The organism is Actinomadura alba, assembly GCF_014323705.1.
GTDB classification, from domain to species: domain Bacteria; phylum Actinomycetota; class Actinomycetes; order Streptosporangiales; family Streptosporangiaceae; genus Actinomadura_C; species Actinomadura_C alba.
Window position 1 is genome coordinate 60,935 of the sequence record NZ_JABVEC010000009.1, and the last position, 15,953, is coordinate 76,887.

General features: G+C 67.7%; 14 protein-coding genes. 4 read left to right on the forward strand and 10 right to left on the reverse strand.

Features of this window, described 5'->3' with window-relative positions:
• Positions 1-3 precede the first annotated feature (3 nt).
• The 4 genes from HKK74_RS13955 to HKK74_RS13970 are packed head-to-tail and all read right to left on the reverse strand — an operon-like array spanning position 4 to position 5,181.
• A complete protein-coding gene (locus HKK74_RS13955; RefSeq protein ID WP_187243622.1) occupies positions 4-972 on the reverse strand; it encodes a 2-hydroxyacid dehydrogenase in 969 nt (322 codons plus the stop codon).
• Positions 969-1,781 carry a dimethylarginine dimethylaminohydrolase family protein gene (locus tag HKK74_RS13960; RefSeq protein WP_222722253.1) on the reverse strand — a complete coding sequence of 271 codons (813 nt, stop codon included), beginning with the start codon at positions 1,779-1,781 and terminating at the stop codon, positions 969-971. Before HKK74_RS13960 ends, HKK74_RS13955 begins: the two co-directional genes overlap by 4 nt.
• 26 nt (positions 1,782-1,807) lie before the next feature.
• On the reverse strand, positions 1,808-4,534 hold the full coding sequence (locus HKK74_RS13965; protein ID WP_187243624.1) for an NACHT domain-containing protein: 2,727 nt from the start codon (positions 4,532-4,534) through the stop codon (positions 1,808-1,810).
• Positions 4,531-5,181 (reverse strand): hypothetical protein, encoded by a 651-nt coding sequence (locus tag HKK74_RS13970; RefSeq protein ID WP_187243625.1) that lies wholly within the window; start codon positions 5,179-5,181, stop codon positions 4,531-4,533. Before HKK74_RS13970 ends, HKK74_RS13965 begins: the two co-directional genes overlap by 4 nt.
• 332 nt (positions 5,182-5,513) lie before the next feature.
• On the opposite strand from HKK74_RS13970, the gene HKK74_RS13975 reads away from it, so the two are divergent.
• The 3 genes from HKK74_RS13975 to HKK74_RS13985 all read left to right on the forward strand — a co-directional run bounded on the left by HKK74_RS13975 (position 5,514) and on the right by HKK74_RS13985 (position 8,985).
• On the forward strand, positions 5,514-6,425 hold the full coding sequence (locus tag HKK74_RS13975) for a fatty acid desaturase family protein (RefSeq protein ID WP_222722254.1): 912 nt from the start codon (positions 5,514-5,516) through the stop codon (positions 6,423-6,425).
• Positions 6,352-7,716, forward strand: a complete 1,365-nt coding sequence (locus HKK74_RS13980; RefSeq protein WP_486303390.1) for a glutamate-cysteine ligase family protein — start codon at positions 6,352-6,354, stop codon at positions 7,714-7,716. Before HKK74_RS13975 ends, HKK74_RS13980 begins: the two co-directional genes overlap by 74 nt.
• Before the next feature lie 189 nt (positions 7,717-7,905).
• Positions 7,906-8,985, forward strand: coding sequence for a glycerophosphodiester phosphodiesterase family protein (locus tag HKK74_RS13985; protein WP_187243628.1), 1,080 nt, complete (start codon positions 7,906-7,908; stop codon positions 8,983-8,985).
• Between the two features lie 109 nt (positions 8,986-9,094).
• Here the strand turns inward: HKK74_RS13985 and HKK74_RS13990 are convergent, their stop codons facing one another.
• Both HKK74_RS13990 and HKK74_RS13995 read right to left on the reverse strand, forming a co-directional pair.
• Entirely contained in the window at positions 9,095-10,201 is a 1,107-nt protein-coding gene (locus HKK74_RS13990) for an epoxide hydrolase family protein (protein ID WP_187243629.1), read from the reverse strand.
• 46 nt (positions 10,202-10,247) lie between these two features.
• Positions 10,248-10,745 (reverse strand): nuclear transport factor 2 family protein, encoded by a 498-nt coding sequence (locus HKK74_RS13995; protein WP_187243630.1) that lies wholly within the window; start codon positions 10,743-10,745, stop codon positions 10,248-10,250.
• A gap of 91 nt (positions 10,746-10,836) precedes the next feature.
• Here HKK74_RS13995 and HKK74_RS14000 point away from each other — a divergent pair, with 91 nt between their 5' ends.
• Entirely contained in the window at positions 10,837-11,316 is a 480-nt protein-coding gene (locus tag HKK74_RS14000) for a MarR family winged helix-turn-helix transcriptional regulator (protein WP_187243631.1), read from the forward strand.
• 177 nt (positions 11,317-11,493) lie between these two features.
• Here HKK74_RS14000 and HKK74_RS14005 read toward each other — a convergent pair whose 3' ends face one another.
• From HKK74_RS14005 to HKK74_RS14015, 4 genes are read right to left on the reverse strand one after another with little or no spacing between them, the layout of a single operon-like run.
• Positions 11,494-12,255 carry a DeoR/GlpR family DNA-binding transcription regulator gene (locus HKK74_RS14005; protein ID WP_187243632.1) on the reverse strand — a complete coding sequence of 254 codons (762 nt, stop codon included), beginning with the start codon at positions 12,253-12,255 and terminating at the stop codon, positions 11,494-11,496.
• Between the two features lie 4 nt (positions 12,256-12,259).
• Positions 12,260-13,276: a 4-hydroxythreonine-4-phosphate dehydrogenase PdxA gene (gene pdxA, locus HKK74_RS39020; RefSeq protein ID WP_222722255.1), complete on the reverse strand. Its 1,017-nt coding sequence runs from the start codon at positions 13,274-13,276 to the stop codon at positions 12,260-12,262.
• A gap of 54 nt (positions 13,277-13,330) precedes the next feature.
• A complete protein-coding gene (locus tag HKK74_RS39025; RefSeq protein ID WP_222722256.1) occupies positions 13,331-14,659 on the reverse strand; it encodes a four-carbon acid sugar kinase family protein in 1,329 nt (442 codons plus the stop codon).
• Positions 14,656-15,654 (reverse strand): 2-keto-3-deoxygluconate permease, encoded by a 999-nt coding sequence (locus HKK74_RS14015; RefSeq protein WP_187243633.1) that lies wholly within the window; start codon positions 15,652-15,654, stop codon positions 14,656-14,658. Before HKK74_RS14015 ends, HKK74_RS39025 begins: the two co-directional genes overlap by 4 nt.
• Positions 15,655-15,953: the final 299 nt, after the last annotated feature.

The following is a 15,953-nucleotide window of genomic DNA, read 5'->3' on the forward strand; positions in this document are numbered from 1 at the left end:
GCGTCACGGGATCTCGTACGGGGGATGCTCTCCGGAGGCCACGGCAAGGAGGTTGGCCGCGGTCATGTCGGCCATCTTCCGTATCGCCTGGGTACTGAGATAGGCGCAGTGCGGGGTAATGGTGATCTTGTCTGGCACCAGAGCGATCAGTCCGTACGGGTCGTCCTCGGCCGTCGGGGTGGGTTCGCGGTAGTAGCCGTCGATGGCGGCGCCCTTGAGCGACCCGGATCGCAACGCGTCGCGGAGCGCGGTGGGGTCGACGAGTTCGGCACGGGAGGTACAGACCAGGTGACCGCCGTCCAGCGCGGCGAGTTCCGCGGCTCCGACGATGCCGTCGTTGCCGCCCGGTTCGTAATCGCAGTTCACGCTGAGTACATCCACCTGCGCGCAGAGGTCCTTGACCGTGTCGGCCGCCGTATAGCCGAGGTCGGAGAGTTCCGGCCTCGGGGTGCGGTTCCAGTAATGGACGTCCATACCGAACGCGCCCTTCGCCATCCGGGCGACCTCCCGGCCGATATGGCCCATGCCCACGATGCCGAGCTTCGCGCCGACCAGCGATGGCGTGGAGTCCTCGTTCCATCGGCCGTGGCCGACGCCGACGGCGCGGGTGGAGATACGGCGCACTACGTCGAGCATGAGACCGATCCCGAACTCGGCGACGGCGACGGCGTTGGCGTGCGGCGTATAGGTGAACCTGACCGGTCCGCGATCCTCGGGCAGTTCGAGGAAGGTGCTGTAGCCGGTGCCGAGGAAGCAGACGACCTTGAGTTCGGGCAGTCGGCGCCAAGCCTCCTTGCCGATGCGCTCCGATCCGCCGAGGACATAGCCCCAGGCTCCATCGAGTTCCCTGACGACACCCTCTTCATCCAGATTGCCCGCGACGGTGACGACCGTCAGCCCTCGAGCGTGGAGCCGCTGGGTAACCGCTTCGGGAAAGGTCGCGCCGGTGACAACGATCTTTTGTTGGCTCACAGTGGCCTCCGGGTGAGAGGAAGGGTCATGCAACGGACACCGCCGCCGACCTTGGTGATCTCGTCGAGTTCCACGGGGACGCAGGTGAAACCGTGATCGGTCAGGATCCGCTGGAGGCGGACGTGCCGGGAATCCATCATGACGCGGTCGGGCCCGAGCAGAAGGACGTTCGCGGCCTGCTCCAGGAATTCGTCCTCGGTGATGTCGATCCACGTGAAGCCGGCCGGTGCCGCGTCGACGAGCGCCGGGTGGTGGACGACGCCGAGAGACGGGCCGAGGAGGTTGAGCGCGACATCGAGGTGCAGGACGCCAGGGGCGAGCCGGATAGGGACGATCTGCCGCGAGTCCGGGGTCAGCGAAGCGCAGCCGCTGAGGCTGGTGCGTTCTCCGAGGCCCACGAAGACCCTGTCCGGTGTGACGGTCACGTCACCGCCCTCGAACACCCCCGATTCGGGAGCCGACGCGGCAACCTCGAGGCACGTCGCGAGCCACGCGGGCTCGGGGGTGCGGATGCGCCGGCCCATTCGGCCGAGAAAGAACCGTGAGCCGATGACGGCGCCCACATCACGTACGTTGAATTGAAGTGGCGCATCGGGCAGCGCCGGTATCTCGACGATTTCGACGCCTTCGGCGAGGAGGGCACGCCGTACCGCGTCATGTTGCGCGAGGAGTTTGTCGAATTTGGGGGCGGAGTCGGTGCCATAGAAACGCCGCTGGGTCTCGTTGGCCGGTTCGGTGAGGCGGAAGTGCGTGGGACGTACCAACGCCACGGACGTCAACCGATGCCACTCCGCTTCGACCTGCACCATGAGACGCCCTTTGTCCTGTTGACGCATCAGAGCCGCCTCCGGACCACTATTCGGAATCCGAGGTCCCAGTACGCGTTGCACGGTGGGTCCTCGACACGGAAGCTGACGTGGCTCGCCAGCCGTTCCCTGCTGTACCAGGAACCGCCGCGCACGACCCTCTTGTCGAGCCCGCCGCGTGCCTCGCGGTCGCGTGGATCCGTCCACGGATAGTTCAGGCTGCTGACCCACTCCCAGACGTTGCCCGCCAGGTCTTCGGGGCCGTCGGGAGCGAGCCCGATGCGGGTGAATCCCACGGGGACGGCGCCGAAATGGATGATCCTCGGCTCCGCCTCCGTGAAATCACGAACCAGGCACTGGGTGTCGTCGAACTCATCGCCCCATGGGTAGGCCCGCGCGGTGCCGCTCCATCTACGTCCGGCGGCCCATTCCCATTCGATCTCGGTGGGCAGGCCGACCTCCTCATCCGGGCCGATCAGGTCGAGCGACCTCAGCCGGTCCTGGAGCCACCTACAGTAGGCCTCGGCCTCCCACAGGTTGACGCCGACGACCGGCGCGGTGGGCAGGTTGAACCGAGAGTCGTGCCAGTACAGCGGGAGATCACGGTCCATGGTCCGCCGGGCGATGCGGGTCGACTTGTCGGCGTTATACGCGGCGAACTCCGCTTCGGAGAACTCCTTGACGAAGTTCAGCTCCTTCTGGCTCTCCCACAGCTCTACGAGCTCCTGGTGCAGGCTGGGGTCCTTGGCCTGCCATCTGCTCGCCTCGGAGCCGCTCCACCAACGAGGCTCGTCGTAGCCGCCCGCGTCCACGAACTCCGCGTACTCGCGGTTGGTGACGGGGAATCCGGCCATTCTGAAGGGCCGCACCGTGACCTCCAGCGGCGGGCTGGACGGCGTCTTCTTGATCTCGCGCATGTCCAAGGGCCTACTGGTGCCGACCTGCCCGCGCCCGCCGGGAATCTCCATCAGCCTCGCCACCACGCCCGCCGGTTCGGTGGAGAGCCGCGGGTCGTCGATGCGGCTCACGGCGCAAAGGGCCCGCATACGCACGAGCCGGGGTAGGTCCTGCCGTTCCGCGAGGCGAAGCACCGTCCGCACGGCGTAGGGCCAGAGCCCCGCGAAAGCCGGATCGTCCGTGTCCGGTTCGAGCGTTCCGCTCAGGGCGTCGGCAAGCCCCCACTGGCGGGCCGCGTCGACGCCGAACTCGGCCAGCATCTCGGCCGCGAGGCAGGCGCGCTCGGCGACCTCGCGCGCCGCCTCGGCGTCGTCCGGTGGGCGCAGGCCCGGGTCCGCGTCTTTTAGGAGCCTGTGTACGAGGATGAGGAGATCTCCCGCACCCTGACCGGAGACCTGCACGATGCTCGCCGCGTAACCGAAGACCTCACGCCACTCCGTACGCCCCGCCAGCCGAAGCCGATGGGGTCTCTCCGCGAACCAGATCAGGTACTGGGCGGCGAGGTACTCCTGGAAGCTGCGATGCGCGAACTCGTACCAGCCGGTCTCGCGTTCCTGCATCAGGCCCGCGGAGGATCTGCCGACGAGACGGTCGAAGTAGGCGCGTTTGGCCTCGTCGAGGTCTTCCTCGTCCGAACCGTCGACCACGTTCTGCTCGACGAGTTGTCCGGCTATGAATCCGCGCACGTCGCTGCGTGAGATGGCCAGCGCGCCCTCTTCCGTCAGCATCCTGAAAGCGAGCCTGCTGGCGATCCGCCGCAGGATGTCCCGGTCGACATGCTGTTCCTGCTCGAGGTCGCGGCCGCCGCCCCGCCGCCATTCGGGGAAGGCGAGCAGGTGGTCGATCGCACGGCGCAGAAGCGCGGCTCTGCCCATCCTGGCCTCGCGCGGCTGTGACTCCACGATACAGACCACGGCGGCCAACAACGGGCTCTCCGCGAGCTCCCGCAGGTCGCCGTGAGCATCGAGGAGTCGCCGGGTGCGCGAGATCCGCTGGCGGATCTGCGCCGTGCGGCCGGCACCCGCGTGCACATGCCAGTTCTCGACGTACAGGTCGAGCTCGTCCTCGGAGAAACCGGACAGTTCGAGCACAGGAGTGCCGTCCAGGCGGCGGAGCGGCCGGGCGTTCCAGTAGTCGGCCGTCCTGCAGGTGAGCGTGACCCGATTCGCGGACGCGAGCGGGCCGACCTCCATGCGGCGACGCAGTTCCGACAGCGCCTCGGTTGACACCTCGTCCAGACCGTCGAGGAAGATCCACAGGTACCCGTGGACGTTGGCGTCCAAGATGGCGGTGCGCTGCGCCTGGTCGTGAATCTGAGGCAGCCGGTGGAGGAGGTCTTCCAGGGACGACCAGACGCCGCGCTGGTTGACCATCCGCAGGGGCACGTGCAGCGGGATCCAGCCGCGACCCTGCTGATTGGCCTCGACCGCGTGCTTGTGCGCCAGCCTCGCGCACAGCGTTGACTTCCCGTAGCCCGGATTCCCCGTGATCACGGCCTTGCGGAAGATCCGCATGTTGAGCGCCGCATCGATCTGTATCGGTTCGTCCTGGTCCAGCACACGGCGCTGCGCCGGTGACGCCTCGGCTCTGGCGGTACCGGCATCGCGCACCGTGACGTCCTGGGGAATCCAGACGTCCTTCAGGCGGAGCCGGGCGGCCTGGCCGATTCCCCGGGGATTGCCGAACACCAGGTGCTCTGTGTCCTCGATGACGCCGGCGAGATAGTCCGACAGGGCCGCGGACCGGGTGAGCTGCGGCCGCTCCTCGCGTTCGTCGAGGTCGATCCGGTGGTCGGTCATGCCGCCCCCAGGGCCCGTACGGTCCGGGGATCCCGGGCGAGCACCTGCTCGCCGTGGCGCACCTCGGTGATCCGCCTGAGCCCGCCCGAGGAGGTCCTGCGCCAGCATTCACCGTTCCCATCCGCGAAATCGATCGCACAGTGGGGCCCGGTCAGGGCTTCCGCCGCGAATGAGGTTCGGTACTCGCTGAAACCCGGCGGGATGGGACGACCGCGGCTGACGTCGAGAGTGCCTACCGGCTCCTCTTCGGTGTCGGCGTCACCGTCCCAGACACGGAGCACCCAGCTGTTGACCGGTGTCGGCGTCAGGTTGTTGAAGTACAGGTACCAGCCGTGCGGCTCGGTCTCCCTGAACCCGATCCAGCTGTAGAGCTGGGTGCGTTCCTTGACCTCCGCGCGTTCGAGATCGGCGAGGCGGTCGAGCCGCTCCCGCCTGATCTGGTGGAGCGCCACTGTCACGGCGGCCACCGTTCCAATGCTCTGCGCCCACGCGGCGAGATCGCCGAATTGTCCGGCGTTCACCCCCTTGCCGAAGAGACGGAGGCCGAAGATCTCCAGACCGAACAAGAACAGGGCCAGTCCGAGGAGGGTCCAACGGGACGCCGGAGATCGCCAGAACCGGAGAGCCATGGTGTGTACCCCCCGCATGACCACCTCCGTACGGCCAGCTCGGCCAGATTTCCACTTTTTACCACCCGTTGACATAAATTCTCAACCGTGAAAATTTGCCCGACTGCCCGCCATTTTGGCGCCGTTACCGCCTTATCGGCCCAACCGAAATGTGAACTTGTTTGTGTCTTGTGCCACGAAACCACGAGTCTGTGAGCGTAGAATCTCCGCCTGTGGAGGGTCGGATGAGACGGATCGAACGCCATCGGTTCTCACGGCAGATCGTTATCGCACTTCGCGAACTTCACCGGCTGGACAACCGGCACGGTCCCGTCGCCTTGATCTCCGACTGGGCGGTCATTGTCGCGACCGTGACCATCGCAGAGATCATCGAGAGCCCAGCCTTCTACATACTGGTGGCATTACCAGTCATCGGGACCCGCCAGCGAGCCCTCGCGACTCTGCTGCACGAGGCCGCACATGGCACTCTGGCCCGCAGCAGGAGGCTCAACCGGTTCCTCGGCACCTACCCTTCCGGTTACCTGATCTTGCAGTCCTTCGCCGCCTACCGGCGATCCCACGTCCGAGACCATCACGGCCTGTTCGGGGACCCACAGAGGGATCCGGACCTGCGCGCCCATGTCCAGGCCGGCTTGTACCAACGGCGTTCCGGCCGACGATTCGTCGTGAAATTCCTGCTCGCGCCCCTGGTGGGCACGCAGACCCCGGCCGTCCTCCGAGAACTGCTCCATCGCCGGCTGGTGACGCACCGGTCCATGGGGGTGCTCGCCTATGTGGCCGCCGTGGCCACAGCGGCCACCATGGTGGGAGGCGGCCGTCTGATCCTCGTGTACTGGCTGGTTCCGCTTCTGATCGTCTTCCCGCTCGTCAACTGGTACATCGAGTTGCTCGAGCACTTCCCCCTCATGGCCGAGAGGTCACTCGACGTGAGAATGACCAGGCACCGTGCCGTAGGAGCCGTTTCGAAGCACTTTTTCGGCATCCACAACGAGGGCTATCATCTCGATCATCACCTTTCTCCGGGTATCCCCTTCTGGAACCTCCCCGCCGCACATGCGATTCGCCTTCGAGACCCGCTCTACGCGGACGCGATCACTGCCACCGTTCCCGCCCGAGGAGGCATTTGGGCGCAGTTCCGGGATATGATCAGCAAGGTCGAGCACTTACCGCAGATGGAGCTCCCGGTCAATGCGACCTCCAGTACGAGTGAAAAACCCGACGGCGATCGATCTATCGACGCCGTTTCGGCCGAGCAACGCTGAGAAAGTCGGCATCGAGGTCGAATGCGGAGCGGTCGAGCCCGGCACTGGATCGTGTGTTCCCTATGAGGCCATCCGTGACGTCCTGCAGAGCGCGTGCTTGGCACTGGACGGCGTGCCGTCGTTCGAAGACGGGTTGCTCACCGGTGCTCTGCTGCCCGGCGGAGCGAGGCTCTGCCTGGAGCCGGGCGGCGCGATCGAGTACGCGTCGGCGCCGGCGGCCGACGTCCACGGCGTGGTCACGCAAGCACTTGAAGCCCTGAAGCGGCTCGCCGAGGTCGCCTCGGACCACGACGTCGCTCTGCTCAACGGTGCCTTCCTGCCGTTCGACGATCTGCGGGACCCGCACTGGGTTCCGACGACCCGCAACCGGCTGATGCTGGAGCACTACTCCAGAACCGGAACGTTCGGCCAGGCGAGTATGGGCATGTCCGCTCTCGCGATCTCCACGCAGGCGACGTTCGACTACCTGTCGGAAGAAGACCTGAACCGCAAGCTCCGCATGCAGATGGCCGCACTGCCCATCGCAGCCGCCATGTTCGTGAACTCACCCCTTGCCGGCGGTCGGCTCACCGGCGGACTCTCCGAGCGAATGCGGCTGCTGCTCGGCGAGGACCCGAGCCGGTTCGGGTATCCACCGTTCGCGATGTCCGAGTCCATCTCCGCCCATGACTGGACACGGTGGCTGCTCTCGCTGCCCCTGGTCTACCGGCGCACGCCCGAGGGGTACACGAATGCTCCCGACGTTCCCCTCGGGGAACTTCTGGAGCACGGCTTCGACGACGGCAACGCGCTTACCGAGAACGACTGGCACATGCAGCTCTCACAGGTCTTCACCCACGTGAGGCTGCGCGAGACACTCGAGGTCCGGCTGGACGACGGGCCGCCCCACCCGTACATCGGCGCGATCCCCGCATTCTGGAGCGGCCTCACCTACCATCCGGCGTCTCGGGACGCAGCGTGGGAGCTCGCTCGGGGCCGGACACTGGTCGAACAGCTCGAACTGGTCGAAGACGTCTCTCGCGTGGGCCTCGCCGCCAAGGTGGCAGGACACTCGGTGCGGGATCTGGCGGCCGAACTCCTCGATCTGTCCCGGCTGGGCCTGGAAGCGCGGATCAAGCGCGGCCTCGAACGCCCGGAGACCCTGGACCTGCTCTCGCCGCTGGACGAGATCGTCTCATCCGGCCGTACCTTCGCCGATCGGTTGGCGGCACAGTGGACGGGCGAGCTGAACCAGAGCGCCGCCCGCTACGTCGAGGCATACCGTATCGGCTCCGACTTCCGCCCCTGCTGACACCGCGCTGCAAGCATTTCGGCACCGTGGGGTGCTCGCCTCCGTACCGCAACCGCTGCGGTCCGCCGTAGCCGGCGCCCACGTTCCGCGAACGTTCACGACCTCATCACATCGAGGCCACGTGGCGGGGGCGGCCGGCGAACTAACGTCGTCGCGCCAAAGCGAACCGAATGGAACTGAGGTTTCTTCATGTCCGTAAGCCGTGTGCTGGCGAGCCTGGCCGTGGTGCCCGCGCTCGTGGCGCTCGTCGCACCAACCTCCGGCTACGCCTCGACGGCCGACAAGCCCGGCGTGGTGCTGCCCCAGAAGACCCACTTCGACCTGCAGGCCCACCGCGGTGGCCTCGGCCTGACCACCGAGGAGTCGCCGGAGGGTTTCGCCAAGGCCCTGCGCCTGGGAGTCAGCACCCTGGAGCTGGATACCCAGGTCACCAAGGATGAGAAGGTCGTCGTCACCCACGACCGGCAGGTCAGCGCCCAGAAATGCCGCGACACCGCGCCGGTCACGCCCGGCGACCCGATGTACCCGTACGTCCGCAAGTACATCAAGGACCTAACCCTCGCCCAGATCAAGACCATGGACTGCGGATTCCAGCCGCCGGCCGATCACCCCGAGCAGGAGGTGATCCCCGGCTTCCGGATGGTCGAGCTCAAGGACGTGCTGAACCTCGTCAAGAGCTACCGCGCCAAGCAGGTCAAGCTGAACATCGAGACCAAGGTCGAGGCGGGCGCGCCGGAGCAGACCGCGCCGCGCGAGCTGTTCGTCCGCCGGGTGTACGAGGAGATCCACGCCTCGGGGATCGAGGACCAGGTCACCATCCAGTCCTTCGACTGGGGCGCGCTGAAGGAGATGCACCGGCACGCGCCGACCTGGCCGCTGGTGGCGCTGACCAACTACGACTTCCTCCAGGTGGGCAAGCCCGGCGCCTCGCCGTGGCTCGGCGGGCTCGACGCCGACGACTTCGGCGGCGACTTCGTGAAGGCCGCCGCCTCCATCCGAGGCGTCACGGCACTGTCCCCGGTGTACGGCTTCCCGCAGAACGGAAAGATCGGCGACCCGGGCTTCCGCTTCTATGTCGATGAGGCGATGGTGTCGGCGGCGCACGCGCGTGGCCTCAAGGTCGTCCCGTGGACCTGCGACGACCCCGCCACCATCGAGGCCCTGATGGACATGGGCATCGACGGCATCATCACGGACTACCCGAACCGCGTCCGGGAGATCATGGCCGAGCGCGGCATGCGACTGCCGAAGTCGTACAAACTGCACTGACCCTCACGCGACGGCCTCCGGGCGCGGTGGGCAGTCCGCCGTCCCCTGGAGGCCGTCGCTTCAACGGGATCGGCCACCGCTGTGCGCTTCCGCGGCCAGCAGTGTTCTCCTATCGGGTGGCGACCCGGTCGTCGTACTTGATGTGGGTAAGGAAGAAGTCCCGGACGTCCTCGGCGAGCAGCTCCGGCACCTCCATCGCGGCGAAGTGGCCGCCGCGCTCGAACTCCGACCAGTGCCTGATGTCGTACAGCCGCTCGGCCAGCGGTCGCACCGACTGCGTGATGTCGTGCGCGAACACCGCCACGCCAACCGGTACCGGGCACGGCTCGATCCGCCGCGGAGCATCGTGGTGCAGCCGCGCCGAGGAAGCCGCGGTAGCGGTCAGCCAGTACAGCGAGATGTCGGTGAGCATCCGCTCGTCACTGATCTGCGAGCGAGGGTCCGTCCACTGTGCGAAGCGCTCGGCGATCCAGGCCAGCTGGCCGACCGGCGAGTCGGTCAGCGCGTAGCCGATGGTCTGCGGGGTGAGAGCCTGCAGAGCCTGGTACGGCGGCCGATTCGCCATCAGCTGCCTGACCTTGTCCAGCCGAGCTTCATCCGTTTCGGACAGTTCAATGTCGGCGTCCGGGACCGGCCGGGTCGGCAGGTAGTTGACGTGCACCCCGACGACCTGCTCGGGTGCCACCGCGCCGAGCGCCGTTGAGATGCCCGAGCCGAAGTCGCCACCCTGCGCGCCATAGCGCTCGTACCCGAGACGGCGCATCAGCTCAGCCCAGGCCCGCGCGACCCGGACGATATCCCAGCCGCGCTCGTGGGTCGGCCCGGAGAAGCCGTAACCCGGGATGGACGGAATCACCAGGTGGAAGTCGCGCGACAGCGGCTCGATCACGTCGAGGAACTCCAGGAACGAACCGGGCCAGCCGTGGGTGAGGATCAGCGCGAGCGCGTCCGGCTTCGAAGACCGGACGTGGACGAAGTGGATGTTCTGGCCCTCGATCTCGGTGGTGAAGTGCGGAAGCTCGTTGAGCTTGGCCTCGTGCTCGCGCCAGTCGTAGCCGGTGCGCCAGTATTCGGCCAGTTCCTTGAGCCGTGCCAGCGGGAAGCCGTAGTCCCACCCGGCGTCGGCGACCTCGTTAGGCCAACGGGTGCGGGAGAGCCGGTCGGTCAGGTCGTCGAGGTCGGCCTGGGGGATGTCGATGCGGAACGGTTTGATCATGGTCTTAACTCCAGGGGATTCATTCGGCGTCCAAATGTTCGGACGACTAACGTTTGCTCCGCGAACGATCTGCCGTGGTGTCCATGTCCGCTTGGGGGGCGACGTCCGGGTGGGGGACGACGTCCGGGTGGAAGGGGGTGACCTCGGGCAAGGTGGCCTCCCACAGGGGTACGCCTTCTACCCGGGAGATCCGCCATCCTTGCGGGGTGCGGGCGGCGGTCAGGTGGTAGCGCTCGGCGAACAATCGCCCTCGCCCTTCGGGCCGGCCGACGAAGACGGCGAGCAGGTTGGCGGTGATCGTGGCTGTGTCACCGTCCACGTCGATGAGGGGGTTGGTGATGAAGCTCTGGGTGAACACGCCGGGCGGGCGGATCCTGCGAGCCTTCTCAACGAGGGCATCGATTCCCTGTACTGCACCGCTGGCAGTGGCGACCGAGGCGTCTTCGGTGAAGACGGTTCGCACCTCCCCGAAGCGCTTTTCGTCCAACAAGCGCCCGAGGCGGGCTACGAGGTCGGTGAGCTCATGACGGTCGACGTGATCCATGGCCTCCCCATATCATTGGTAGCGCCAACGTTGGCTTGGCCAATCATAGAACATTCGTGGGCTCAACCAACAAGTCGGTAGGCTGACGGCCATGATGACGGGCGACCAAGCGCCACCCAGGCGTCTCAAGCGCGTGCCGAGCTGGCTGATCAACCAGGTCTCCGCGCACAGCCATCGCCTGGTGACCGAACGGTTCGCCGCTGCCGATGCCCGCGGCTACCACTACCGGCTGCTGGCCGCACTGGCGGAGTTCGGTCCCGCCAGCCAGGCCGAGCTGGGCCGCCGCACGGGCATCGACCGCAGCGATGTCGTCGCAGCACTGAACGAACTGGCCGACAAGAAGCTGATCGAGCGCTCACCAGACCCCACCGACCGCAGGCGGAACATCATCACAATCACCCCCGAAGGGGGTCATCGCCTCTCACACCTCGACGGCGTATTGGCTCAGATTCAAGAGGACCTGTGCGCCCCGCTCTCGCACACTGAACGCGAGGAACTCATCCGGCTGCTGACCCGCATCGTCGACCACCATGCCCGAGCCCGCAGCCCGGAATCTCTCCGCGGGAAGTAGTCGAAACCTCTCCACATCGTGGGGCGCTACGCCTATCACGAGGGGCTGGCCGCCGCCCGCGTCCGCGGCCGGATCGGTGGCCGTCCGGCCGACTCGCCGACCTTCTCCAGGGATGAAGACGCGTGGCCGTACGGGCGAGCGGCGCGATCTCAGGAAACACAGCCGCGATGCAAGCCGTTACGGGACGGCGATGGACACTGAGATTTCGGGCCGGTTCTGGAACGCGGCGAGCTGGTCCGGCGTGGCGTCCTCGTCAGTGATCAACGTCCAGGGCCGCTCGAGTACCGTCCACCAGTGGCTGTCGGCCCGCCCGAGCTTGGTCGAGTCGGCCAGTACATAGATCTCGCGCGCCTGCTCGACCATGAGTCTCTTCAAGGCCGCCTGCTCCGCGGTGCCCTCGCAGACTCCACGGCCGGCCACGACTCCGTCGGCGCCGAGAAAGACCGCGTCGGCGGTGATGCCGCGCAGCGCGTTCTCCGCGATGGGACCGATCATCCCGAGGCTGATATGCCGTACGGCCCCGCCGAGGGCGATCAGTTCGACGCCGTCGCTGTCGGCCAGTGCCGCCAGCGTGGTGAGACCGTTCGTGACCACGGTGATCCCGTTCCATGAGGCCAGGCGTGCCGCCAGTGCCCCGACGGTCGTACCCGCGTCGAGAAGCAGCAGGTCTCCGCGGCGGATGTTGCCCTCCGCCACCTTGGCGATCGCGGCCTTCTGCGTCAGCGCGAGCTTTTCACGCTCGTGCACCGGCTCCTCACCGGGCGCCGCCGAAAGCGCTCCGCCGTACGTACGCACGACCGCGCCGGTGTCGCTCAGCACGGCCAGGTCCCGCCGGACGGTCGAAGGAGAGACGTCGAAAAGCGCGGCCATCTCCTCGACCGTGACCGGCCGCGCGCGCAGTAGGTTCCGGATGCGGGCGCGGCGTTCCTCGGATCTCACGTACCTATTGTCCGCGTCCACCGTCGTCCACGCGCTCCGGGGCGAGTTCGACGGCCTGTCGAATCGCTTCCAGCAAACTGGCGTGGTCGGCGCGTCCGGTACCGGCGATGTCGAACGCGGTGCCGTGATCGACGCTGGTACGGATGACCGGCAGGCCGACGGTGATGTTCACGCCTGCCTCCAGGCCCATGACCTTGACCGGCCCGTGGCCCTGATCGTGATACATCGCGACGACCAGGTCGAAGTCGCCGCGCACGGCCCGGAAGAACACGGTGTCGGCGGGCAGCGGCCCTTGAGCGTCGATCCCGTCCGCGCGCAGCCGTTCGATGGCCGGTACGACCTTCTCCTCTTCCTCACCGTGCCCGAACAGGCCGTTCTCGCCGGCGTGCGGGTTGATACCGCACACGGCGATCCGGGGGGCGTCGATGCCGGCCTTGATGAGCGTGGCATGACCCCGTCGCACCGTGCGCTCGACGAGCCCGGCTTCGATACGCCGCACCGCGTCGACCAGGCCGATGTGCGTGGTCACATGGATGACGCGCAGCTTTGGAGCGCTGAGCATCATCGACACCTCGTCGGTGCCGGTGAGCTCGGCCAGCAGCTCGGTGTGCCCGGGATAGCGGTGGCCGGCGGCGTGCAGGGCCTCCTTGTTGAGCGGTGCGGTGCAGATGGCATCGATACGGCGCTCGACCGCGAGCGCCACGGCTCGCTCGATGAAGCGGTAGGCGCCCTCACCCGCCTGGGCGCTCAGCTCACCGAACGGCAGATCCGCCGGTACGCAGTCGAGGTCGACGCAGTCGATGACGCCGAATGTGAAGCCGGCGTCCTCCGGGCCGTTCACGACGCCGATCTCCACCCCCGCCCCGACGATCGCGGCGGCCCGCCGCAGACGGTCTGCGTCGCCGATGACCAGCGGACGGCTGCTCTTGTACACCTCGGGCACGGTGAGCGCCTTGACTATGATCTCCGGTCCGACGCCCGCCGCGTCCCCCATGGTGATCCCGACGATCGGGCGTTCCATCACGCCTCCCTCTGTTCGCTGTCTACGTGTTCTCATCTGTGTGGTGCTGCCCCGCTATGCGCCTGCGCGTGTCCGAGCCACCCCTCGTACCGCCCGCAGGACGCGGACCAGCGTGTACGGGTCACCGAACGCGCCGGCCTTGGTGACGAGCAGTGCCTTCGTCCCGTCCAGTCGCCCGGCCACGACGCCAGGCTCCAACTCACCGATCAGCCGTATCTCGGTGGCGCCCCACTCGGCCAGTACGGCGCGGGCGGTCTCACCGCCGGTCACCGCGATGACGGACACGGTCGTGGTATCGCCGGCCGTGGTGCCGGTGGTGCCGGTGGCGCCGTCGAGGGCGGCGACCGCCACGGCACCCAGCGCCCGCGCCGTGGAGAGGGCCTGGCCACGGTCGACAGGAGCGTCCGGATCGGGGGAAAGGACGACGTCGCCGGTGGCCAGTCCCGCGCGCACGGCCATCGCCGCGGCGCGCACGTCCCCCACGTCCCCGGCTCCCGGAGAGACGACCACCGGTGTCCAGCCGGCCGCCACGAGCGCTGCACGTTGCGCACGGGCCAGGTCCGAGTAGCTGCCGACGACGGCGAGCGACGGTCCGGGGAGCACCGCCGGAGCGCTCGCCAACGGCCCGCCGCCAGACACGGGGGTGCCGTCCGCGCCGCCGCCCACATCACTCGCGGCGGCCGCCATCGCCGCTGTGATGCCGCCCGACCCGACCAGCAGGACGGGATGTGGGGTATCTTCAGCGGCCGCCACGACAGCGGCCAGATCCGCGTCGGTATCGCTGTCGCAGACGACCGCGTCCAGGCCCTCCGTGTAAGCCTGCGCGATACGCGCACGCAGTGTCGCGGGTTTCCGGACGACATCGAGGCCGAACCCCTCGGATGTCAGTCCCGCCTCGGCGAGCAACGCGCCGATGTCGCCCCCGTGCCGTCGATCGGCCAGCGGCCGTCCCGCCACGTGGACGACACCCCCGCGGGTGGTACGGCCGGTGGCGGGGAAGGCCGCAGCGATCACAGCCAGCCCGGGTCGGCGAGAGCCCTTCTGCGCCGCGCCCACGGCCTTGGCCGCAGCGGCGATCTCGGCGGCCACGTTCCCGCGCAGCGTCGAATCGATCTTCTTCATCACGCGAGCACCCACGGCCGCGGCTTGCACTGCGACGGCGCCGACCCGAGCCTGGGCGACATCGACGGGCGCGTACCGGCTGTCGGTGTCCACCGCGACCACCGTCGCGTCCGGCCATCCGGCGGCCGGGTCCACCGACACCGCTGTTCTCGCCCGGCCCGCGAACGCGACCGCACTGTCGGCGGCCCCACTGAGGTCGTCGGCCACGATCACGATCCTGGCGCCGGCACCGGTCATGATCTCCATCTCGGTCTCCGTCACGCGGTCTTCTCGACGTTCGCCGTGGACCCGCCCTCCGCCTGTTCCCGTCCGTCCACCCGATGCGCCCACCATGCGGTCACGATCGGGACCAGGATCGCCGTCACCACGACCGAGGCCGCGACGAGCACGGTCGCGTGCACGGCCGCCTCCTGGTACGCCGGGTTCGCGCTGGCCACGATCGCGGGCACCGCGGCCGCGTTGCCGGCCGTGGAGGCCGCCGCCAGACCGGCCACGCCGGTCCCGCCGGTCATCCGGTCGGCGAAGAACAGGATCGTGCCACTGAACACGACGACCGCCACGCCCAAGCCAAGTCCCAGCAGCCCGGCCTTCCAGACGCTCGTCAGGCTGATGCTCGCACCGAGCGCGAAGGCGAAGAACGGGATGAGCACCGGCGTCACCCCACCCAGCCAGGCGCGCAGGTCACGGTCGAGGTTGCCGAGGATCGCTCCGATCAGCAGCGGCAGCAGCGCTCCGACCAGGGTCTGCCAAGGGAAGGCGGACAGCCCGGCGACACCGAGCGTCACCATGGTCAGGAACGGGCCCGACTCGATGGTCATGACCGAGTACGCGGCGACGTCCTTGGGCTTCCCGAACTGGCCCATCAGCGCCATGTACAGGCCGCCGTTGGTGTCGTTCATCGCCGCGACCACCGCCAGCGTCGACAGTCCGATGAAGAAGCCGGAATCGATCGGCGCCTCTCCGAGGAACCGGCCGAGGATCACCCCGACGATGATCGAAGTGAGCACCTTGGCGCCGAACAGCGCGCCGCCCTTCTTCAGGATGTACGGCGTGGCCCGTACATCGATGCTCGCGCCCATGCACACGTAGAACACGGCGAGGATCGTCAGGGAGCCGCTGAACAGTGCACCTGTGAAGGACCCGAAGTAGGTTCCGGCGGTGGGGAACAGCGTGTGCAGGACGGCACCGAACAGCAACGGGACGATCATCATCCCGCCCGGGATCCTGTCCAGGCTCTTCTTGATCGGAACTTGCACCGCACACTCCCTGTCTCGCCGACGCCTCTACGCACAGCGGGGACGAATCCACCCATAACACCCTCTCGGCGCACGGGCTTCCACACAGTACTGCGCGTTACGCGCATTGTGAATACTTCTTGCGCGTTTCGCGCAGTAGCTGACCATGGGGACCGGGGTGGACACGACCGAGCCGGTGACCTGATCGTCTCGGCAAGCCCGACCGTGGCATCGGATCCGCGCGCGTCGCTCCCGCCATCGCCGTCACCTAGACGTACTGCCCAGGGACGTTGGTCAACCTGGTGATGGCCGGCGGTCCC

Coding starts and splice junctions, on each gene's coding strand:
- HKK74_RS13990 (WP_187243629.1), bottom strand. CDS start 10,201: ATGATCAAACCGTTCCGCATCGACATCCCCCAGGCCGACCTCGACGAC.
- HKK74_RS13965 (WP_187243624.1), bottom strand. CDS start 4,534: ATGACCGACCACCGGATCGACCTCGACGAACGCGAGGAGCGGCCGCAG.
- HKK74_RS14000 (WP_187243631.1), top strand. CDS start 10,837: ATGATGACGGGCGACCAAGCGCCACCCAGGCGTCTCAAGCGCGTGCCG.
- HKK74_RS13980 (WP_486303390.1), top strand. CDS start 6,352: ATGCGACCTCCAGTACGAGTGAAAAACCCGACGGCGATCGATCTATCG.
- HKK74_RS13970 (WP_187243625.1), bottom strand. CDS start 5,181: ATGCGGGGGGTACACACCATGGCTCTCCGGTTCTGGCGATCTCCGGCG.
- pdxA (WP_222722255.1), bottom strand. CDS start 13,276: ATGGAACGCCCGATCGTCGGGATCACCATGGGGGACGCGGCGGGCGTC.
- HKK74_RS13985 (WP_187243628.1), top strand. CDS start 7,906: ATGTCCGTAAGCCGTGTGCTGGCGAGCCTGGCCGTGGTGCCCGCGCTC.
- HKK74_RS13995 (WP_187243630.1), bottom strand. CDS start 10,745: ATGGATCACGTCGACCGTCATGAGCTCACCGACCTCGTAGCCCGCCTC.
- HKK74_RS13960 (WP_222722253.1), bottom strand. CDS start 1,781: ATGGTGCAGGTCGAAGCGGAGTGGCATCGGTTGACGTCCGTGGCGTTG.